The following is a 22,580-nucleotide window of genomic DNA, read 5'->3' on the forward strand; positions in this document are numbered from 1 at the left end:
ATGCCGGTCAGCGCGGAAGGGATGATGACCGATCATGGGGGCACTGCTACCCACCTTGCAGGCCGAACGGCTGCGGGAGGGGTTGACCGACTACCTGGCGACCACGTTCGCGCTCACCGACCCGGATGCGCAGGGTGCGTTGTCGGATTTCATCGGGCATCCGGTGTCGGGGATGTTCAAGGGGCCGTATGTGCGGTTGCGGTTGCCGTTCGCGTCGGCGCGGGGCAACTGGGGGATGCATCTGGATTGGCTGCCAGATGGGTTCGTGCCGTATCAGCATCAGGCGGACGCGTTCGGGCGGTTGTCGACGAAGTTTCAGGCGCGGCCGTTGCCGACGCTGGTGACCACCGGTACCGGGTCAGGTAAGACCGAGTCATTCCTGTATCCGATTCTGGATCATGTGCTGCGCGCGAAGCAGGCGGGCGTGGTCGGGATGAAGGCGCTGATCATCTATCCGATGAACGCGCTGGCCAATGATCAGGAGCAGCGGCTGGCGCGGCTGATCGCGAAGGATTCCCGGCTGGCGGGGATTTCGGCGGGGCTGTACACCGGTGAACAGTCCTCGGGCGGGCGGACTTTGGTGTCGGTGGAGGGGCTGATCACCGATCGGCGGCTCATGCACGATTCGCCACCGGACATTCTGCTCACCAATTACAAGATGCTCGATCATCTGCTGCTGCGGCCGGACCGGGCGGCCATGTGGCGGCAGTCGGCGGAATCGTTGCAGTACGTGGTGCTCGACGAATTCCACACCTACGACGGCGCGCAGGGCACCGATGTGGCGATGCTGCTGCGGCGGCTCGGGCTCGCGGTCAAATCGTATTGGACCGCCGATTCGGCTGTGACGGAAGCGGATCGAGAGCGGCCGCTGGGGAAGATCACGCCGGTCGCCACCTCCGCGACACTGGGGTCCAAGGATTCACCCACCGCCATGCTGGATTTCGCGCACACCGTGTTCGGGGAGGTGTTCGACGCAGCGGCCGCCGTCGGTGAGACACGGGTGAGCGCCGGGGACTGGCTGGCCGACCGGAGTTCGGCATTGGACGGGCTGTGGCGGCCGAACCGGCCGACCGCGTTCGAGGAGATCGTCGACTGGCTGGACGGTTTCGCGCGCACCGCGCCCTCCAACGCGACACTGACCGCGGGCGTGCTGGCCACCATGTTCAAACGCGCCGATGACGCGGGCGAGGGTCTGCGGCGAGTCATCGCCGACCTGCGGATGCTGGACGCCACCGAACAACTCGACCTGATGAAGGGGCACCCCACCGTCATCAAACTGCTCGAGCAGGCCGTCACGGCACGGGCGCTCGCGGATCTGGCCGAGGACCTGCTTCCGGCGACCGAACCCGACTCCCCGAGTGCGCGCGAGGCCCGCCAGCGCTACCTGGCCTACATCTTCGCCGCCTTCTCCCACCTGCGCACCGAGATCGACCGCGGCGCGCTGAACGTCGATGTGCACCTGTGGATTCGAGAGCTGTCGCGCATCGACCGCGCGCTGTCGACGACCACCGAATACCGCTGGAACGATGACGGCCCGGTGGAGAACCGCAGCAAGGAGTTCGAGTCCGCCGTCTACTGCCGGCACTGCGGCCGCTCCGGGTGGGGTGTGCGGCTCGCGCCCACCGGCAATACGCTCGACCCGACCGAGGAATCGGTGCGCGTGTATCACGCCAGCGGCGGCCCCCGCTTCCGTGCGCTGATCTCCGCGCCGGTCGAAGCCCAGGTCGGCAAGGATGTCGACGGGCTGCGCTGGCTGCGCGTCGAAGACCGCGAAATCAGTGACAAGACACCGGATCGCGACAGCACCGAAATGCTCGAGGGCCGGGTGCTGCCAGTGCTGACGCTGATCGGTCCCGACGCCGACGCCGCCTCCCAGAAGGATCAGTGCCCGGCGTGCGGCAGCGCCGACGGCATCCGGTTCCTCGGCAGTGCGGTCGCCACCCAGCTGTCGGTGGCGCTGTCGAACCTGTTCGGTGACGCCGAACTCGACGCCGGTGAGAAGAAGGCGCTGATGTTCACCGACAGCGTCCAGGACGCCGCGCACCGCGCCGGATTCGTGCAATCCCGCTCCCACACCCTCAGCCTGCGTTCGACACTGCGCAACGCCCTGCCGGACAACACATCCGGCATGCTGACCCTGACCGAACTGTGCGAGCAGGTCGTGGACCGAGCGGGCGAGGACACCATGCGCCGCTACCACCTGCTCGCCCCCGATATCGTCGAACACGAGGCGTTCACCGCGTTCTGGCAGCTGGACCGGCCCGGAGCCGAACGCCGCAAGGCGCTGCGGAATGTGAAGCGCCGCCTGCAATTCGACATCGACCTCGAGTTCGGTCTGCAATCACGGCTGGGCCGCACCTTGGAACTCACCGGCAGTGTCGTCGCAGAGGTCGACCTCGGCCCCGCCGACCGGGTCCTGCGGCTGGGTGCGGCGGCAGTGGCGGCCACCCAGCATCAGACGCAGCTCGGGGAGACGGAGGCCGGTCACGATCCGGCCCGGGTAACCCGGTGGGTGCGCGGCACCGTCGAACGCATGCGCACCCAGGGCGCGATCCGCCACGAATGGCTCGACCGCTTCGTGGCCCGCGACGCCAACCGCCGGTGGATCTGGGGCGGCCGCCCCAAGGGCGAAGGCATGCCAGCCTTCCCGAAAGGCCGTCCCGCCCCGGCTTTTCCGGCGATCGGATCGCGGACGGTGCCCGAGGGCTTCGACGCCATCACCGCACCCTCCTCCTGGTACGCACGGTGGGCGTCGCAATGTCTGGACGTGTCCCCGTTCGAGGGCGGCTTCCTGGCCCGCGCCCTGTTCGCGGTGCTGGCGGAACAGCGCATCCTCACCACCGTGTCCACCGAGAAGGACCTGACCGCCTACCAGCTCGGTGAATCCACCGTCCTGGTCGGCGTCCCCGATTACGACGACCTCATCGATTCCCGGCATCTGCTGGTGTGCGACGTGTGCCAAACCCTCAACCCGGGCACCATGTCGGTGGTCGATCAGCTCGACGGCGCGCCCTGCCTGCTCGTCCGTTGCCCTGGCACCCTGCGGCGCGGGCCGCGCAAGCAGAACTTCTACCGCAGGCTCTACGACTCCTCCGAGATGAAGAGGGTTGTCGCCCGCGAACACACCTCACTGCTTCCGACCCCGATCCGGCTGGATTACGAGACCAAGTTCAAGAGCACCGTCCCCGACCCGACCGCACCCAATGTGCTCGTCGCGACGCCCACCCTCGAAATGGGTATCGACATCGGCGATCTGTCCACCGTGATGCTCGGGTCCATGCCGCGCAGCGTCGCCTCCTATCTCCAGCGAGTCGGCCGCGCCGGCCGGTTGACCGGCAACTCCCTGGTGCTGGCGTTCGTGCGCGGGCGCGGGGAACACCTGCCGAAACTCCACGACCCGACCTCGGTGATCGCGGGCGAGGTCCGTCCGCCCGCCACCTTCCTGACCGCGGAGGAGATCCTGCAACGCCAGTACGCGGCGCACCTCGTCGACCGCGTCGCACGCGAACCCGGCGCGGAGGATCCGGGCACCGCGAGCGCCGTCCTCGGCAGCTTCGACGAGGGCACCTGGATGGGGACCCTGCTCGACACCGCCGACCGCGACGCCGAGCGGCTCGTGGACGGCTACCTCGCGCAATTCGGCGAGCTGCTGGGCCCCGACAGCCGGAAAGCGTTGCGCAGGTGGGCGACCCCGCCCGCCCCGGACACCGCCAGCCCCATGGTCGCCCAGCTGCGCGAGGCCGTACACCGCTGGAATCGTGACGTGGCCGAGCTGCACGCACGCCGCAAGGCCGTCGACACCGTCATCCCCGAACTCGAGAAACGCGCCAACTCCCCCGCCGCGACCGACGACGACCGCCGCGACCTGCGTACCGCCCGCGGCACCCTGCGCCTGATCGGCGGGCACATCAGGGACCTGACCACCGAACACTGGGTGGGGGTGCTCGAACGCTACGGCGTGCTGCCCAACTACACCCTGCTCGACGACTCGGTCACCCTCGATGTCGGCATCACCTGGATCGACCCGGACACCAACCAGTACGACGGGGACACCGCGACCTATCAGCGCGGTTCCCGGGTGGCGCTCACCGAATTGGCGCCCGGCACCACGTTTTACGCGCAAGGGCTTGCGGTGGAGGTCGACGCCGTCGACCTGGGTCCCGGCGAATCCAGCATCCACACCTGGCGGATGTGCCCGAACTGCGGCTGGGCCGGTATCGCGCACGCCGGTGCGGAGACCGCGCCGCCGATCCAGTGCCCGCGGTGCCACACCGGAGCCATCGCCGACACCAGCCAGCGGCTGCAGGTGGTGGAGATGTCGAAGGTGTCCGCCGAGGTCCGGCGCGACGAGGCCGCCATCGGTGACGCCCGCGACGAACGTCGGCGCGAAACCTTCACCGTCCTCACCGCCGCCGACGTGGACCCGGACAATATCGTGTCGCGCTGGTTCGTCACCGACCGCGACTTCGGGGCGGAATACCTGCGCAGCATGGATATTCGCTGGCTGAACGTGGGCCGGCGCAACGGGCAGGGCGGTAAACGGACCATCGCCGGGGAGGAGGTGACCGCCCCGCTGTTCCGGGTGTGCTCGGGCTGCGGGCGACTCGACAAGATCGCCGGGCAGAACCACGCGCACGAGCATCGTGCCTGGTGCAAATACCGCAATGCCAGCGACGAGAAGCACGTGCGGGAAATCGCCCTCGCCCGCACTCTGCGCACCCAGGCGGTACTGCTGCACCTGCCGAACTGGCTCGAATTCGACGTCTTCGCGTATCCGAGCCTGAGCGCGGCCATTCTGCTGGGGTTGCGGCAGGTCATCGGCGGCTCCCCCGAACACCTCGACGTCGCCACCATCACCGACGCCCTGCACGCCCCCAACCAGCACGCGCTGCTCATCCACGACACCGTGCCCGGCGGCACCGGCTACCTCGCCGAATTCGCCGACGCCGCCAAGGTCTGGTCGGTGCTGGTCGCCGCCCGCGAACGCTGCCGCACCTGCGAATGCGCGCACCAGGATCGACGGGCCTGCCATCAATGCCTGCTGCCGTTCGCGCCGCCGCACAACCTCGACAAGGTGGCCCGCAAAACCGCGCTACACGTGCTGGACACGCTGCTCGGCGTACGCGGCGACACCGAACCGGATCTGGAGGTCTGGTTGCGGTCGATCACGCGGGAAGAACCCGGGAAGAAGGCAGTCAGCCCCGAATCCCCGCTGGAGCGCGAGTTCTACGTCGAGTTCGTGAAGCGCCTGCGCGCCATGGGTGCGACCGTCAAGGAAAAGCCCGGCACATACGCGCCCTCGGCGACGATCACCATGCCCGGCAGCAAGATTCGCACCTGGACGCTGATCCCGCAGCCGCAGATGGGCAATGTCGTACCCGACTTCGAGCTGAGCACACTCGACGCCAATATCCCCGACATCGCGATCTTCGCGGACGGCCGCAAGTTTCACGCCACCCCGGAAGTGAACCGGGTCGCCGACGACGCGGGCAAGCGGGCCAAACTGCGATCCGGGCATGTGATCGTGTGGTCGTTCGGATATGAAGACCTGCAACGGTTCATCCGCAACGAGCCGGTGCGGCCGTCCTGGTTCCAGGACCAGGCCGCCAAGGTGACCATGCAGATGGGCAAACTCAAGCCCGCGGTGTTCCGGCTGCTCACCACGGCCGATCCAGTCACCCAGCTGCTGAACTTCCTCAGCGACCCCGACGCCGAAGCCTGGCGCGAGGTCGGCCGCTGGCTGCCGCTGATGTTCGTGCGCGACAAGCAGTTCAAGGGCGACGACACCGCGATCGCGGCGTGGGCGCTGGACCTGATCGACCGTCAGAAGACCCAGATCGCGCCCGGCGAATTCCCGTGCTGGTCGTACTCGGACGGTCCGCTGACCGTGACCGCGGGCCTGCGCCCCGGCACCCGGGAGATCACCGCCGTACTCGCCGTCGACGACCGGGACCGCAAGCTCGAAGCGGACGGACAAGCGTGGAAGGAATGGGTGCGCCTGTCGAACTGGTTCGGTCTCAGCGCCGCCAACGCCGTCACCACCCGCACCCTGCTCGCCGCCGACAGCTCGACGCCCGACCGGACGGCGATCACCTCCGGCGCGCACCTGGCCCCCGCCTGGCAGGAGGTGCTCGACAATGTCGTCTCCACCGCGGAACGAGACCTGGTACTCGAACTCGTCAAGGCCGGAACACCGCCTCCGGTACTGGGCGTGGAGGCCGACAACGGCGAGGTGCTCGACCTCGGCTGGCCAGACGGCCAGGTCGGGGTCCTCATTTTCGACAACGCCGAAACCGCCGACGCCATGTCCGAACTCGGATGGACCATTTGCGCGCCGGACATCGAACGGATCGTCGCGGTCCTGAAAACGAACGGGGTCATGTAATGCCGAACATCGTCATGGCGACCAACACAAAGGCCATGGGCAAGCTCGACGGATCGGTCAAACGCAAGGTCTACGACTTCCTCGAGAAGTTGCAGACCGACGACACCGCACCGGGTCTGCACATCGAGCCGATGAAAGGTGCCGCCGACTCGCGCATCCGCACCGGGCGCGTCGACCAGCAATTCCGGGCCATCCTGTTCCGAATCGACCCGCAGGGCGGCGACACCACCTACATCTACATGGGCACCTGGAACCACGACGACGCCAACGCCCTCGCCGAACGCTCCACGCTGCGGGTGAATCCGATCACCGGCACCCTCGAAGGCATCATCGGCGAACTCAACGGCGAATCCGATCGGAAGAAACGGTCCGTGGTCCGCGACCCTGACGGACAGCTCGGCAAAGCGGTTGCCGGGCAGGAGAAGTCGTTCCTCACCGGGATCGGCTACACCTTCGAGGATCTGACCGAACGACTCGGTCTCGATCCGGAACTGGCCCGCGCCGCCCTCGCCGCCATGGACGAGGACGCCATCAACGACCTCGCCGCCGACGCCGAGGACGCCGGCAGCTGGCAGGGCATGGCGCTGTTCGAACTGGCGCTCGGCGTCGGCATCGACACCATTCGCGACAAGTTCCGGCTCGACAGCAATCCCGTCGACCAGACCCACGACGAGGACACCCAGATCCTCGAGGCCCTCGAACACCCGGTGTCCAAGATGCAGTTCACTTACATCGGCGACGACAACGAGGAACTGCGCCGCGTCATCGAGGGCGGTGACTTCGCGGCCTGGCGCACCTTCCTGCACCCGCAGCAGCAGACCTTCGCCGAGAAGGACTTCAACGGCCCCGCCCGCATCTCCGGCGGCGCAGGGACCGGCAAGACGGTGGTGGCGATTCACCGCGCCCGAAATCTGTGGAAGCGCGAACCCGACGCCAGGATCATCCTGACCACCTTCAACAAAACCCTCGCCATGGAGCTGCGAGCCGCGCTGAAGGTGCTCGAACCGGGGATCGCGCTCGCCAAGAAGCCAGGCGAGCCGGGCATTTACGTCGAGGGCATCGACAAACTCGCCAGCGATGTCCTCAACCGCGCCGGCGACCTGGGCCCCGCCGCCACAGCACTGTTCGGGACGCCGATCGAGGCGACCTCGGTGCGCACCAACACCAATCGGATGTGGCGCGAAGTGGCCGAGACCGTCAACAGCGGCCTCGACGCCCGCCTGTCCACCCCCACGTTCCTCGACAACGAGTATGTGGGCGTCGTTCTCGCCAACCAGGTGACCACGCTCGAGCAGTACGCGAAGGTGGCGCGGGCGGGTCGTGGCGTCCGGTTGAGCCGGCCGCAACGCATCGCGGTGTGGAAACTGGTGGAGGGCTTCCGCAAACAGAGCCGCGCCGACGGCAGCCTCAGCTTCCCCGAGGTGCTGGCGCTGGCCGCCGAATACCTGAAACAGCGTGCCGCCGACGGCGAATACGTCGCCGATCACGTCCTCGTCGACGAAGCCCAGGACCTGCACGCGACGCACTGGGCGCTGCTGCGCGCCCTCGTCGCACCGGGACCCAATGACCTGTTCATCGCCGAGGACTCCCATCAGCGCATCTACGGGCAGCCCGTGGTGCTCAAGCGGATGGGGATCGAAATCGTCGGACGGTCCAAACGGCTGACGCTCAACTACCGCACCACCGCCGAGAATCTCGAATTCGCGGTCCGAATCCTCTCCGGCGGCGAATACAACGACCTACAGGGCAAGGGCGAATCCACCAAGGGCTACCGGTCGGCACGCCGCGGACCGAAACCCGTACTGCTCCCGGCCGACTCCGCGTTCGACGAACTCGCCCAGGTCGCCAAGCAGGTGCGGCATTGGATTGACGAGGAGAAGGTCGAGCCCTCCACCATCGCCGTCCTCACCCGGGGCCAGAACGACCGCACCCAATTCGTGCGGGCGCTGGGCGAACGCGGCATCGAAGCCCGCGCGCTCGACGACAATCCGGCCACCTCCGGCAATGTCCAGGTCCTCACCATGCACCGGTCCAAGGGCATGGAGTTCTCGCGGGTGATCCTGGCCGGGATTGACGAATCCCATGTCCCCTCGCGGGCCGCCACCAACTCGGTGCCCGAGGAGGAGCAGGCCGAGGCGCTGCTGCGGGAACGCTCGCTGCTGTATGTCGCGGCCAGCCGCGCCCGCGACGAACTCGTGGTGACCTGGAGTGGCAAGAAGTCCGAATTGCTGGGCTGATGGGTTCGGGCGTACCCGCACCGCGCGGGTACGCCCGAACCGGGTCAACCGCGAATCAGCATGGCCGCCAGACGATCCGCGTCGGTCTCCTCGACCCGCACCACCTGATACCCCTCGTCCTTCAACCCGGCATCGCGATCGGCGTCCTCGCCCTCGGCCAGCACCACCGAGCAATCCGGCCACACCGCCTCCACCGGCCAGTAGTGCCTGCCCAGATCGATCGCGAGATCGGGCTTGGCAACGCCGTACCGGGCCAGCGCCAGCAGCAGTTCGGTGGTGGCCCGGGAGGTATGGACCAGCGGCTCGCCCCACGGGCTCGTCGCATCCCACGGGCTCGCCGGATCGTCGGCGGCCGGGCCGATCACATGCAGTCGCTCGAAGATCTCCAATGCGCCCGCGCGCGAAAGCTGGTCGTGGACACGATCATTGCGGAACGACCGCAGGCAGCCGTAGCACGAGGTCTCCGGTCCGCAATCACAGACACTGACCCGAACGACCGCCTGCCCGATGACCTTCTCCAGATTCTCGGCGATCTGCTTGGACGCTCCCGCCCCGGCGGGCACCGTATCGAACAACACGATGGAGCGGCGGCCGTCCGCACTCCACGACAGTGCGCCGTCGATATCGTCGCGGCTGATCTCGAGGGCCTCGGACGCGCCCTCGAGCAGCGCGTAGAGCACCGACAGCCACTTGCGTTCGGACTCCTTGTCGTAGGACATGTCCGCGAAGGTGAACTCCGCGACATCGGTCTCGTACCGGTGGACCAGCGACACCGTGTACAGCGGGCCGGTGCACGGCGTCCCGGTCGCCGGACGGTGATGGCCACCGCGCGGCGGCCTGCCGTCCGACGCCTGTGCCCAACCGCACCAGCGGCACAGATGGAATCCGGCGCCGCGGCCCTCCGCGATGACAGCCATCCGCGCACGTGTGCCCGCGCGGGCCTGCACCTCGACACCACCTTCCGACGACCATTGGAACGTCCTGGTGACCTCGCCGATGTTCTCCACATAGCTGGCGCCGCCCCACAAACGCTGCGGCGGTTCGGATTTCACCTCGCCTGGCTCCCGATCAGCGACGAATCCGAACTCGGGAACCACACAGGTGCGGATCTTGCCGAATTCCTGATCACAGTTGGGGCACAGCGTGTCCGGATCGAGTTGATGACCGCATTCGAACTGGGCGCACTCCCGGCACACCCGGTACTGCAACTCCTCGAGCTCACGTTTGGGCAGCTTGTGCAGACCGCGGGAGGTCCATACCTTGCCGCCGGCCACCACCTCGTTTCCGGGGGCATAATCATAGATGGCCTGGCTCAGATCCCGGGTCAGCTCCAGCTTGCGTCCCAGATCGCCCTCGCAGTGCGCCGTGCGCAACTCGACCGTGTCCACCGGGAACCCGTATTTCGGCAGAATGTTCTTGTTGGCCAGGTACCCGATCAGCTGGCGTTCCTCGATGGTCCGCAACGTCTTCTGCAGCCGAGCCGCCAGCGTGAACTGCCCAGCGGCGGAGGCCTCCCCGATCATCGCTGTGAACGTCTCGAGATCCGCGCGTATGTCCTGCTCGGCGATTGCCAGCAATTCGGTGAGCTTCGCGACCCAGGAATCGTCGTCCACGCCGATGGCCGCGGCGATCGACGGCGGCAGGATCTTCCGCAACGAGGCGCGCATGCTCTCGGGCACCGGCGTGAGGAAGTCGCCGACCTGGGCGGCCGCCGAATCCTGTCCGTCGGGTCCGGGCGCGAAGAACGCGCCCGCGTACCGCCAGGACTTCTCGTCCAGCTCGGCGCGGTGACGGAAGTAGGCCGACAGCGCCACCGAATGGGCGTGGCGGCGGCCGATTCGTTCATTCTCGATGGGAATCCACGGGATTCGCATCTCCCCCGCGATCATCGACTGCGGTTTCTGAAACTTCGACAGGTCGTGCGAACTACGTTTGGCGTAGGTGAGCACCAGCGCGGCCGAGGCCGCGCGACGGCCCGCACGGCCCGCACGCTGCACATAGTTGGCGGTCTTGGGCGGCATGTTCCGCAACACGACCGACTGCAGGTCACCGACATCCACGCCCAGCTCGAACGTGGTCGAACACGACAGTACATTCACCGAACCGGCGATGAAGCGCCGCTGGATGGTGGCGGCCTCGGTGGCCTCCCACTGCGCGGTGTGCTCCTCCGCGGACAGCGGCGCGGGCTTCAGCGTGCGGTACACGGTGCGGTAGTGGTTGGTGTCCCGCTCGACCGCGGGCACCTCGAACACCGACAGCGTCCCGTCACACGCCCCCTGCGGGCACAGGTCGCGAATGTTGTTGGCGGTCAACCTCCGGCACGCCGAACACTGGTACCACTCACACGAGGTCCCTGACCGGATCCGCAGCTGTTCCTGATCCACCTGGTAGACCGCGCCCGCAGCCCGGTCACGTTCCAGCATCAGGAATTCCTGGTCGAGCAGGAAACGCCAGCAGCCGTCGAGGAGATCCTCCGCCGGCAAGCTCGGGCCCAGTGCCGTGAGCACCTTGCGCGCGAACAAGACCCGCGCATTCGTGGTGCCCTGGCGGCCGCCGGGCAGCCAGCTGATGATTCGGCGCTTGCGATCGGAATCCCTTGACCTGATGCGGATCTGGGCGTTGCGCGGCTCGAAGATCGGCCGCTTGATGTCCACCTCGGGAAGCAACGTCATCGCGCCCTGCAAGCGGACCGTCTTCACCAGCTCATCGAGCAGGCCCCAGCCCTCCTCCTGTGTCAGGCCCAATCGCGTGAGACCCCTGGGCAATTCGACGCCTCGCGGGCGGAACAGCTGCACCCGCATCAAGCCCAGCCCCTCGAGCGACTGCCGCTGGTCCATCGACATCAACTCGGCCATGATCCACGGATTCACCTCCCGCAGCTGCGTGCGGGAGGTGGCGCGGTCGTCGAAATGCCCGGCCTTGGCGGCGATCTTGCGGACGTCGGCGGCCAGATCCTCCACCGACAGATCCTCGTCGGCATTGCGGGGATCGAGCAGCGCCAGGGTGAGGTAGCGGCGTTCGAGCAGCCGGCCATAGGTGTGGGCAAGATACGGCGCGGCGAATGCGGCCGCCTGCCGGGAATCGGAGAACATCAGCAGCTTGCGGCCCGCGCCGACCTGCTCGGCCTTCTCGTCGGCCGCCGCCGGCAGATGCTCGTAGAGGGCGGTCGTGATGACGGCGGGCGCGGCATTGACATCGGTGCGCAGACGCCGGATCACCTGCCGCGCACGCGCCCCGCACTCGGTGCACTTGCTCATCACCCGCGACGCCTGGGCGTGCTCACGAACCCGCAGCACCGGACCGCCCGGGCAGCCCGGACCACAGATCGCCGCATGCGTGCCCAGCGCCCCACAGCCGGTGCACAGATGGCGGATGCCGGTCGAGGTGCTACCGTCCGCATCCTCCTCCGACAGCGTCGACTCATCCTCGTCGAGCAGGTCGCCGTCGGTGTCGGTGAGCACCAGCCAGCGCACCGACTCCTCCTTCTGCGCAGGCCGGAAGAACTGGCGTCCGCCCACCGCCGTCGGCTGACCCGCCAAATGCACCGCGCCACAACGCTGGCAGGTACCGAACTCGAAAACCGCACGGCCGGTGTCGGGATCGATCTCGCGACGCCCCAGAAACACCCGCGGCGCACCATCGGTGAACGAGACGTACGCGCCCTCGGTGGCGCGCACGAACATGTGATAGCGGGCCGACAGCACCGGATTGCCGCCGTTGTCGAACACCTTGGAGCCCAGCGCGACCAGCGCCTCCAGTTTTACCGCCGCGGCCGGATCAGCGGGCCACAACTTCGCGGCGAGCAGACTCGCTTCCATCGGACCACGCGACACGATCGCCTTCAGATCAGCGATACGCCGCTCATCGTGGAGCGCGTCGGCGATATCGCCACTGGCACACCGTGACCCGAGGACCGACAGATCGGCGTCCGGGGTCGCGAGTGACAACAGCTGAGCGTCGTCGATGGTCCAGGTCGGAGTGTCACGGCGGGGCAGCCTGGTCGCCCGCACCAAGTCCTGGCGCGTCGGGTCGCCGGTGACGAACTCGAAGGGCACATCGAACAGCTTCTGCGCGAACGTGGTCGCCTCGGCGCCCTCGGTCTCCGGGCTCGTCCCCGTCAAGGACGCGGACGTCGCGATGCACTGCAGCGACGATCCCCGCGCCACCCGGTCACGCAGCCGGCGCAACAGCAACGCCACCTCCGACCCCTGGGCGCCGTCATAGACATGCGCCTCGTCGAGCGCGATGAACCGCCACGTGCCCGCGTACTCGCCGTCGAACAGATCCAGGTCACGCGGGCGCAGCAGCAGGTACTCGAGCATCGCGTAGTTGGTCAGCAACAGGTGAGGCGGGTTGTCCCGCATCTCCTGACGACTGAGCAGCTCGTTCGGCAGCCGCCGCTCATCCGGGAACAACGCCTGGAACATCGACTCCGCGTCCGCCGCCGACTCCTTCGTCTCACCGGTATACCGGCCGAAGGTGATATCGGGGAGCTGCGCCAGCAATCCGCGCAGCCGTTTGAGCTGATCGTTGGCGAGCGCGTTCATCGGATACAGCAGCAGCGCACGCACTCCCGGCCCCAAGGTCCCGGCCGCTCGCTCGGCGATCAGCGCATTGAGGATCGGCAGCAGGAAACTCTCGGTCTTGCCGGATCCGGTACCGGTACTCACCACCAGATTGCGCCCGGCCACCACCTTGCGGACCGCGGTCTCCTGATGGCGGTACAACGGCCGATCCAGATCGAACGTGCTTCCCAACTCCGCCATGCCGGGGTTCAGGACGCCATCGGAGATCAACTCCCGCAACGACATTCCCGGGGCGTACGGCGGGGTCAGCTCCAGCAGCGGTCCCTTGGTCAGCAAGGACGTCTCGTCCACCGCGTGGTCGAAGGCGGCGGCCAGGGCCGGTTCACGCGGGGCCACCAACGTTTTCAAATAGCGCTTGTAACCGGCCTCGATATCGGCTGCGGCGGCGAGTGGGTCGAGGCGGTCGGTCATTGATTGTCTCCGATCAGATCTCCATGGGCGACGAAGGCGACGAGGGCGTCGGCGATCAGCAGATCGGTCGCCACCATCGCCGGGCACAGATCCGCCATCCGCGCCCATGCCTCGCGCATTTCCGAGGTGATGGGCGGGACGCCGAAACGCGCGGCGGCGTCCAAACGGGCGAGGGCGGCCATCGTCAACGACTGCACCGACAGCAGCATCCACGGATGCGCCCCGACATCCACGCCATCCAAAGCCTCATTGCGCGCCCCGATGGTGTCGTAGATCAATGGGGCGACCTGTCTGATGCGGCGCAATGCGGCCGGTGTCGCGGCGGTGAGCACCTCGCGGGCAGCATCGCGCACCCACCGCGCCCGAGCGTGGAACGCCTCGATCGTGGCGCTGGTACGGGTATCCACGTCCAGCAGCGCGCCGGGAACCAGCCGGAACGCCTCGAACAAGGCGTCGACCTGCTCCATCGGAAGTCCGTGCACGTGTTCGACATTCCGATCGAATACTCCGATCCGGGCATCCCCCGGCCGGCCACGAAGCAAGTCGATCAGCCACTCACCACCCTGATTCCCGAGATAGGCCAGCGTCTCGGCGCGCCGCTCCGTCACCTCGGCACACGGCTCCAGCGCCTCCGCCGCCCGCCGCCCGGACACCTCGGCGCGGCGACCGGACAACGACGGCAGGTCTGCAAGCTCGACCAGACAGCCGACCCACGGATTGGCGTGCAGCCCAGCAGCTCCGACGCTGCCGAGCCCGGTACCGGCAGGCTCGGCGATCGGACCGCTCGTGCCATTATCCCGGGCAAGCGTCACGTGCCCGCGCGGGAACGTCCCGTCCCCTGGAACGGACATGGCGTCTCCGTGGTCGGAGCCGACATCGGCGCCTCGGGGCAGCTCGTCCCTGGGAACGGACCCGGCGTCTCCTCGGGCGAAGCCGACGTCACCGCTTTCGGGCATCGCGTCCACCGGGATCGGCATCGCATCCATCGGCGCGGCATCCACCCTGGCGGGCCTGGCAGCGACGACATACGGTCGCTCGGCCAGACCGGTGCGAATCACGAGCGGAACCATCTCCGCGGCCGGAATGGTGCTGCCGCCCAATGCCTCCAGGGCCGCGCGCGCATCCATGCCCAGCACCGCGATCAGCGAACTGCGGAGCCGCTCGGTGGCGCTGTCAGCTCGCCCCGCGGGCATCATCGCCAACGCCGCCCAGACCTCGGCCACGGCGTCGGCCGAGCGCGGCACCGTGCCGAAACCGGCCAGGAACCGGGAGAGTTGTTCACGCGCGGGCGACGGATCACGCAGCCAGCCCGGCTGATCCACCCGCAGCGCCGAAGAATCGGGGCGGCTCGGAGCGGGAATGCTGACCCACGGGTCGTCCACGAAAACCTGGACCAGCAGCGGGCCCGCGTCCCGGAGCACCTCGGGCAGCTCCGCGCGTCCGCCGCGAATCATCAACTGGCGCACCGACTGCCAGGGCGCGGTGGTTGACCAGACGAAAACACCGAGTTCGGCGTCGGCCGGCTCACGGAAGACCAGGAAACCGTCCTCGACATCGACGCCACCGCACAGCAGCGCCGGCCGGATCCGCGCCAGCGTCACCGATTGCGAGACGCCGGTCGGGTCATCGATCCGCACGACCAGCCGCGTGGAACGGGCGCGACGCGCGGTGTCCACGAACACCCTCGACGAGATCTGAAAAACGAACTCCGCCGGCACATCCGGCGTCTCGGCCTGCAGCACCGCGCCGGCCGAATCGAGCAGGGCGAAGTCGGCGCGCACGTCACCGGGCACGCGCGCCGCGATGACGGCGTTCGCTTCGAGATCGGCCGGGGTCAGCAGGTGGGCCGTCGTGCGCCATCGCGCCGCCGTGCCCAGCTCGTCGACCCGGGACTCGAAATACGGCGGAGTCAGCACCAGCTTGTGGACGCGCTCACCGGAGCGGACCTCGATCCGGGACTCCCGCTGCCCGGCGTCGAAAGGCACCAGCGCGGGATCGACCGCCAGCGGCGGATCACACTCCAGGCGCGTGACGCTGGGCGACAACCCACCCGGGACCGGAGCGCGGAAGCAGACGCCGTGATCGACCGAAAGACCCTCGGCGAGAAACAGATTGCACCGAAGATCCGAACCCAGCGGGCCGTTCACCGCGATCTCGAAATGACCGACCAGGCCGGCGGGCAACCCGTCGAAAGGATCCAGGCAGGCGTCCTCGAAACTCGACTCCCACTCCTCGTTGACCAGCCACTCCGCACTCCCGGCCGCCCGCACCCGGACCATCCACGACACCGGTTCGACGCCCCGATGCTTAGGCAGCACCACCCACGGCCGCTGGGAATACACCGACAAACCGCTGACCGTCCGCACACCGTCGAGCGGATCGGCGAATTCGAGACTAGGCGCGCCGACCGCTCGGATCTCACGCACCGGGCCCATCGCCACGCCGTTGCGGCGCAGTTGAATCGCGTCGTGCTCGCTCACATCCAGGGTGTGGGCTCGCCATCCACGCCACCCGACAGGCACCCGAACGTCCTCGTTCGACACAACCGGGGCACCCGTCGTCCCGTCGACGATCACCGCGTCACTGGGGTGCACCGCCAGCACCACGTCGCGAGGCAGCGCACTGCGGCGCGGCAACAACCTGCCCTCCAGATCGAACAGCAGCAGCGGATCGGTCTTGTCCACCACCACGATCCGATGCTGTGCGGCCGAACCATCGTGGTGCAGCACGATCTCACGCACCGGCCGGGTCACCGGGACAGGCGTCAACGGGTGATCCGCGTCAACACCCCAGCCGCGGTCCGCGTACACCTCACGGGTGTCACCGCCGATCGAAACCCGCCACGGGGTTTCAGGGGCGACAGCCGGATACGGGATGCCGACCGTGATCTGATCATCGGCCAGTGAATAACCCAGAACCGGCGCACCGAGACGGGAAGCGGCGACGGAACCCGCCCGTTGCGTACCGAACGGCTGCTCACGCAGTCGCTCGATCAACCCCTCCAGCATGATGGTGGGCAGACCGGTGGTGGCCGTGTCGAGATCCAGGTTGTTCCACACCTCCGGGTGACCGGCGGTGAACTCGATGAAATCCATGATGCGGCCGACGATGTCCACCGCGACCTCGCCGCCCAACCGCAGGAACTGGCGCACCGGCACATCCAACCGGCCCAGCCGGTAGTCCATGCCCGGCTCGGTCAACCACTCGAAAACTGCTGCGCCGCTGCGCTCCCGCCCCATGACGAGGTGGTGTTCGATGACATCGACCAGATCCCCCAGGCAGTGCACGGGAATGCCCGCGTGTATCGCCATCACCTGCACGTAACTGCCGGCCAGTTCCGGGAACTCCCGCAGCCGGAAACGCCGCAGCAGCCCATTCAATTCGTGCCGGAGCGCGCTCTCGAATTCCTGATCCCGGGCCAGGTCCAGCTCCGCCCAGAAACTCTCCCAGTACTTCCCCTGGTCGTAGGCGAGCCCGGCATGACCGATCAGCGAAACCAGCGTCAGCGCAGGATATTTCCGGATCAGCGCGCGAGCGCCGTACCGCGGGACATAGGTGGCAGCGATCTGCCCGTACATGCTCTGAACTCGGCACACCTCGTCCTCATCGAGGTTCAACTCGAAGAACAACGTCACCCCGTCGAGCTGCTGGCCGAACCGGAACTCCTCGTCGCCTGCCAGCGTTGTGAGAAACGCGCTCGCCACCGGTACAAACCCCCTGTCACCTCGATCGGCTTGCCGAGAACTGTCCCACAGGAGTCCGACAATTCAGCAGTAGCCGAACGATTTCGAACACATTGGCGAAGTCCATCGACCAGCCGTTCACACCGACGGCGGGCCGATCGTCGTGCGCCCGAACCGCTCACGGCACTTCCTCGTTACCAAGATTTCTCCCGGTCGCGCAACCCGAATGGCCGCATGGTGGGAAGCTCCAGAGGTTGCGAATTGAATCCCCCCGAGGTTTTCTGCCGCTCCTATGTGGGTTACGGCTCTCGGTCGAAAGCGGCGTTGTAGTTGCCCTCGAACTCGGTGGGCGTGATCATGCCGAGGCAGCCGTGCGGGCGCCGACCCTCGACGCCGCCACGCGGGCGCCGCCGAGAGCTGGACCGTGGCCGCCATCGCCTCCCGCATCGAGCGCGAAGACGACCGGGGTAAGCCGGCGCTCACTCGCTCAGCATGGCTCCGAGCGCCGCGGGTTCCACACCGCCGACTTTGACGACCCGATATCCCTTCGCCTGTAAGTCGTTGTCGCGCTCCGCGTCGTCGCCTTCGGCGAGCACCACCATCCGGCTGGGCCAGACGGCTTCGATCGGCCAATTGTGAGTGCCGAGCTCGACGTCGATCTCAGGTTTGGGGGCTCCTCGGTCGGCCAAGGCCTGCAACAGTTCCCGAACCGGCTGTGACAGGTACTCCGGGTTCGAACCCCACGGGCCGTCAGTGGTCGCGACACCGACAAGGCCGGCCGAGCGCCCCACGGCCGTGTCCCGGAACCAGAGCAGTGCGTCGCAGGTGAGTTTGAGATCGGCTGCGTCCGTGATCGCTGAAAGCGGGATTCCCGGCCGCAGCGTCAGTTTGCCCTCTGGAATGTCCACGGTAGACAGTTCATTGAGGCGCGAGCGGAATTCGTTCCGCAAGCCCGTTTCGTTGAACGGCTCGCGGACGGCCAGGTACTGGAAAACCACTTCCAGCTTGCCCACACCGCCATTGCCCGGGTAGACGACCAGCGGCCAGATCACCTCCGCGTCGCCGCCGCGGGCCAGGCTGAGGAAGCAGCTGGTGGACTTGGCGCCGCCGCCGAATTCGAGGAAGCCGCCGATGGATTCCCAAAAGGCGAGCAGTTCACGGACGTTCGTCACCGCGGCGGCCAGGTTTCCGTCCTCGAGCTGGGCGAAGAACCGATCCCGGCGCTCGCCCCCGGGGCCGGACTGCTCGCCGGTCTCGTCGTCGGAGCCGCTCATGCCGAGCAGAACGGCCAGGTCCTGCGCGGTGAGCCGCTGCTCGGCGGCGGCGACCCCATTGCCGTTGAAGGCGATGCCCTCCGCGCGCAGCACGTCGTGCACATCACCCCGGTCCGCTCCTTCGGGCCAGCGGAAACTCCTTGTCACCCGGCCACTCTGGTCGAGGACTCGGTAGGCCCCCGGGAACGACCCCGCCAACTGCTGGCCGACCGCGTGCGGGCTCGAACCGACCAGTGCCGCCAGCTCGCCGTAGGAGGTCCATGTGCCCGCCGGGATCACCGCCACGGCCTGACGAAGCAGCGTCCAGTCCCGCTTCCCGGTTCCGCGGTCCACACTGGCCAGCGGCGCGGGCCACAGGCGAATCGCTTGTTCGGCCAGTTCAGCTGCCCGAGTCTCGATTTCGGCCGCACCCCAGTGCTCGGTCCCGGCAATTCGGCGGTTCATCTCCAGATGCGAACCCTTGAGCAGATCCTGTTTGCGCTGGAACGGGTGATTGGAGAGACGCGAATTCTCACCGGTCAACGTCAGATTTCCAAGCGTGTGGACGATCCGCTCGTGCAGGTCCTCGGCCGTCTCCCCGTCACCGGCTTCCGCGGCCAGCGCTTCCAGCCATTCCGGCCCGGGCTGCTGCGGCAGTACGTGTTCGATGGTGAGCTTGGCATTGGCGAAATCCACCGGCTCGGGGTGCTCGTAGCTCTCCTCCAGCCGTTGCAGTACCAACCGCCGCTGCTCCGGTTTTCCCTGCCAGTAGAACGGCTTCGCCGCGATCGCCTCACGCAGTTCGGCATCGGTCGACCAATAGCGCCGGGGTGCGGACAGGACCTGGTGCAGTTCGTCGGCCATCGACATGTCCTCGGGCAACTGCTCCGGCAGCTCTTGAAAGACCCGATTCAGGCCCTGTGTCGGCCGGTGGCAGATCATTCGGCGAACCAGGAAGGACTCGATGTAGGACAGCGCCCGGACCAGTTCGGCCGTGCTCATCACTCCGGCCTCACGCCGGTCCAGCAGCATCATCAGCACCGGGTAGGTGGTGGCGGCCTGCCACTGGTCGATCCGGCGCAGGTAGCGGCGGGCCTCGAGGTCGGGTTCCCGATCCGGGTCGATGATCCGGCGGAAATGCTGAGCCCTGCGGTGCAATTCCCGGATGTAGACCTCGATATCGGCCTCGGTCTCGCCGGTCCGGAAAAAATGCCGCTGTTGTGCGGTATAGACGTCCTGCCTCCGAGTCCGTGAGCCGCCATGCAGGACCAGCTGCAGCCACATCAGCTGTTCGAGCTGTTCGTTACTCAAACTGCGTTGCAGCGGCAGCCAATACGCCTGATAGACCTGCTCGCCACGGGTCGGCAGTCGCATGAACAGATAGTTGCGCAGCAGGTCCGCCTGCGACAGCTTCAAACCGGTGTTGTTGAGCGACTCGAAGATTCGATGCACGTTGTCATCGCGTTCGGCGACCACCTGCACCAGGGTCAGCCGGGTAGTGATCGCCTTCTCGATCTGGACGACCGCCGAACCGTCGGCCGCACCCTCGACCGCCAGCAGCGCCTGCCGGAAGAAGCGGTAGGCCGCACCGACCCGGTCGCCACCGTCACCGGCGTGGGTTTCGCGGATGTGCTCGGCATAGGCTCCCCGATCCGCCTGCGTCGGCAACAACCGGAAGAACCCGTCGCCCTCCTGGAACTTGTTGATCAGGTACTGCTCGTTGATCCGCTCCCGCTGCCGCGGATCCGACTCCCCCAAGTGGTCACGGATCGCCGCCAGCGCCAAACTCAGTGTCGTCAAACGCTGTTGGCCGTCCACCACCAGCCAGCGCGCGAAGCTCGCATCATTCAGCGGCGACGGCGCGAGCACCACCGAACCGCAGAAATGGCTGGTGGACTGATCACCGTCGGCCAGCAACTCCGCCTGCTCGCAGATGTCGCTCCACAGCTGAGCCAGCTGCTTGTCCGACCACGAGTACGTGCGCTGATACAGCGGGATCTGGAACTGCTTCTCCCCCTGCACAAGTGCGGCAAACGTTGTCTCCGACGCCTTCATCAGTCCCTCGTTCTCTCCCAGCAGCTCACCGCACCCTACCGGGCCACACCGACGCCTGGCACCGGTTAGCAACCTTAGGCACCCTAGGTAAAGTTAAGAGCCAATAGATCGGTTGACAATGCTTTCATGGATATCTAACGTGATTCACGCTTCCGCAAGAAGTTGAGCCAGAGCATGAGTTCACAGTCGAGGATGTTGACACCATGAGCCACCGAGTCCGCGTATCGCACCTTGCACAGCAGCACCGGGGACGACGCCGAACCCACCGAACGCACCGCGGTCTCGGGTTGCGCGACGGTTCGGACCTCACGCGACAGCCCACCCGCGTGCCCGCTACGCGGTGCGCGATCGGCAAGCGGCGCTTTATGACTCGCAGTGACGCCGAGATCGTGCTCGCCTGCTTGGACCGCACCGACTCCGCACGCCGGGAGAAGCGGGTGTACTGCTGTCCCGCCTGCGACGGCTGGCACTTGACCAGCTGGTCGCTCGAGGAATACCACCTCGGCTCGAACACCGGCGGGCACGACTCGACCACAGGTGGGCAAGCGACCCGTCGGCCGACGCCCCTGCAACCGGCCCATATAAACGGCCGCCCGGTACCGACACCGCTCGAGGTGGCCGCGCGAACTGTGCCGATCACCAGGTCCGAAGCCCCTTCACAGAACCCGGCCCCGGCGACGTCCCCCGCACGAGCGCAACCGGGGGCGGCGATCCATCGTGGCTCGATCCTGCGTGCTCGGCTACTCACAGCGACCCGGTGGGTGATCGGCCGCGTGCGCCACGATCGCAGATCGACCCGATAAAACAATCATCCCTGCAACACTTTTCGAGGAATCATGTTCAAGCGAACGATCGCAGCCGGCGCGCTGACAGCCGGACTGATCATGGCTACCGCCGGATGCGGCCCCAGCCCGACTTCCCCGACCGCCGCACCGTCGCCGGCTCCGGCGCGGACCACCACCACAGTCGCCCCGAAGCCGGAGTTTCAACCGACCCCCGACCAGATCAGTCTGGCGTTGAAGGTTGTGAAGAAATCTTGTTACGGGTCGGCCGGCTGCAGCGTCTACGTCCAGATCGACCCGAGTTTCAGCTTCGGGCAGGACATTCCTGCGGGCAAGAAATGGACCGTGATCTATCAGATCGACGGCGGAGAGGACGGTCCGAAAACGAACTCGTTCACCATCAGCCGCGGCGACACCGCCCGCCAGGTCAGCTACCGATTCGACTCGAAAGAACTGGTCAGCACCAGCGGACCCAACGATGTGCTGACGGTGACGGTCACCGACGTGATACCCGGCGACGCGTCCTGAACCGGCGAACAACCCGACACTCTTTCATCCCTTATCTCACAAAGGAATTCAGCCATGACCAACCCGAACATGCCGCAGCAGCCCTGGTCCGGACAGCCGCAGGGCCCGTACTACCCGCCGCAGCCGCCGAAGAAGCGGCGCATCTGGCCGTGGGTGCTCGGCGGGTTCCTCGCCTGCCTGCTGCTGCTCTTCGGCGGATGCGCCGCGCTGATCGGCGGTGCCGCGCACGAGGTCGCCAAACAGGAGGAGAAGCGGACCACCGCTGAGCCGGTCGGGACGACGGTGCGGGACGGGAAGTTCTCGTTCGCGGTTACGCGGGTCGACCCGCCGATTACCACGGTGGGCACCAGCGAGATCCTGAAGAAGGACGCTCAGGGCGAGTTCGTGCTCGTGTACGTGGACATCACCAATGTCGGCAACCAGAAGCAGAGTTTCTTCGGGGACAACCAGAAGCTCATCGACGAGCAGGGCAAGGAGTTCTCCAACGACTCCGGCGCCGCATTGAACGTGAACAAGGACCTGCTGTCCGAAATCAATCCGGGCAACAAGCTCTCGGCGGTCCTGGTGTTCGACGTCCCCAAGGGCACGGTCCCGGCCGCCGTCGAATTCCACGACTCGATCCTGTCCGGCGGCGCGCGCGTCGCGATCAAGTAGCACCGG

Annotated in this window: 7 protein-coding genes; 4 read left to right on the forward strand and 3 right to left on the reverse strand. The window is 67.1% G+C overall.

Annotated features, from left to right (window positions below; genetic code table 11):
• Nucleotides 1-34 precede the first annotated feature (34 nt).
• Both ACWEOI_RS31115 and ACWEOI_RS31120 read left to right on the forward strand, forming a co-directional pair.
• Nucleotides 35-6,385, forward strand: a complete 6,351-nt coding sequence (locus tag ACWEOI_RS31115) for a DEAD/DEAH box helicase (protein ID WP_452361894.1) — start codon at nucleotides 35-37, stop codon at nucleotides 6,383-6,385.
• Complete coding sequence (locus tag ACWEOI_RS31120; RefSeq protein WP_452361895.1) at nucleotides 6,385-8,622, forward strand: 3'-5' exonuclease; 2,238 nt, start codon at nucleotides 6,385-6,387, stop codon at nucleotides 8,620-8,622. Before ACWEOI_RS31115 ends, ACWEOI_RS31120 begins: the two co-directional genes overlap by 1 nt.
• 44 nt (nucleotides 8,623-8,666) lie before the next feature.
• On the opposite strand, the gene ACWEOI_RS31125 is transcribed toward ACWEOI_RS31120, so the two are convergent.
• The 3 genes from ACWEOI_RS31125 to ACWEOI_RS31135 all read right to left on the reverse strand — a co-directional run bounded on the left by ACWEOI_RS31125 (nucleotide 8,667) and on the right by ACWEOI_RS31135 (nucleotide 20,610).
• Nucleotides 8,667-13,619: a DEAD/DEAH box helicase gene (locus ACWEOI_RS31125; protein ID WP_452361896.1), complete on the reverse strand. Its 4,953-nt coding sequence runs from the start codon at nucleotides 13,617-13,619 to the stop codon at nucleotides 8,667-8,669.
• The gene (locus tag ACWEOI_RS31130; RefSeq protein ID WP_452361897.1) at nucleotides 13,616-17,323 is read right to left on the reverse strand and encodes a hypothetical protein; all 3,708 of its coding nucleotides are present in this window, start codon (nucleotides 17,321-17,323) and stop codon (nucleotides 13,616-13,618) included. The genes ACWEOI_RS31125 and ACWEOI_RS31130 overlap by 4 nt, the downstream gene beginning before the upstream one ends.
• A gap of 458 nt (nucleotides 17,324-17,781) precedes the next feature.
• Complete coding sequence (locus ACWEOI_RS31135; protein WP_452361898.1) at nucleotides 17,782-20,610, reverse strand: GmrSD restriction endonuclease domain-containing protein; 2,829 nt, start codon at nucleotides 20,608-20,610, stop codon at nucleotides 17,782-17,784.
• Nucleotides 20,611-21,446: 836 nt separating this feature from the next.
• Between ACWEOI_RS31135 and ACWEOI_RS31140 the strand changes: the two genes are divergently transcribed.
• Both ACWEOI_RS31140 and ACWEOI_RS31145 read left to right on the forward strand, forming a co-directional pair.
• The gene (locus ACWEOI_RS31140) at nucleotides 21,447-21,920 is read left to right on the forward strand and encodes a hypothetical protein (RefSeq protein WP_452361899.1); all 474 of its coding nucleotides are present in this window, start codon (nucleotides 21,447-21,449) and stop codon (nucleotides 21,918-21,920) included.
• 54 nt (nucleotides 21,921-21,974) lie between these two features.
• Entirely contained in the window at nucleotides 21,975-22,574 is a 600-nt protein-coding gene (locus ACWEOI_RS31145) for a DUF4352 domain-containing protein (RefSeq protein WP_452361900.1), read from the forward strand.
• Nucleotides 22,575-22,580 lie beyond the last annotated feature (6 nt).

The sequence above is a fragment of the Nocardia sp. NPDC004340 genome, from assembly GCF_053602575.1.

Coding starts and splice junctions, on each gene's coding strand:
- ACWEOI_RS31125 (WP_452361896.1), bottom strand. CDS start 13,619: ATGACCGACCGCCTCGACCCACTCGCCGCCGCAGCCGATATCGAGGCC.
- ACWEOI_RS31115 (WP_452361894.1), top strand. CDS start 35: ATGGGGGCACTGCTACCCACCTTGCAGGCCGAACGGCTGCGGGAGGGG.
- ACWEOI_RS31140 (WP_452361899.1), top strand. CDS start 21,447: ATGTTCAAGCGAACGATCGCAGCCGGCGCGCTGACAGCCGGACTGATC.
- ACWEOI_RS31135 (WP_452361898.1), bottom strand. CDS start 20,610: ATGAAGGCGTCGGAGACAACGTTTGCCGCACTTGTGCAGGGGGAGAAG.
- ACWEOI_RS31120 (WP_452361895.1), top strand. CDS start 6,385: ATGCCGAACATCGTCATGGCGACCAACACAAAGGCCATGGGCAAGCTC.
- ACWEOI_RS31145 (WP_452361900.1), top strand. CDS start 21,975: ATGACCAACCCGAACATGCCGCAGCAGCCCTGGTCCGGACAGCCGCAG.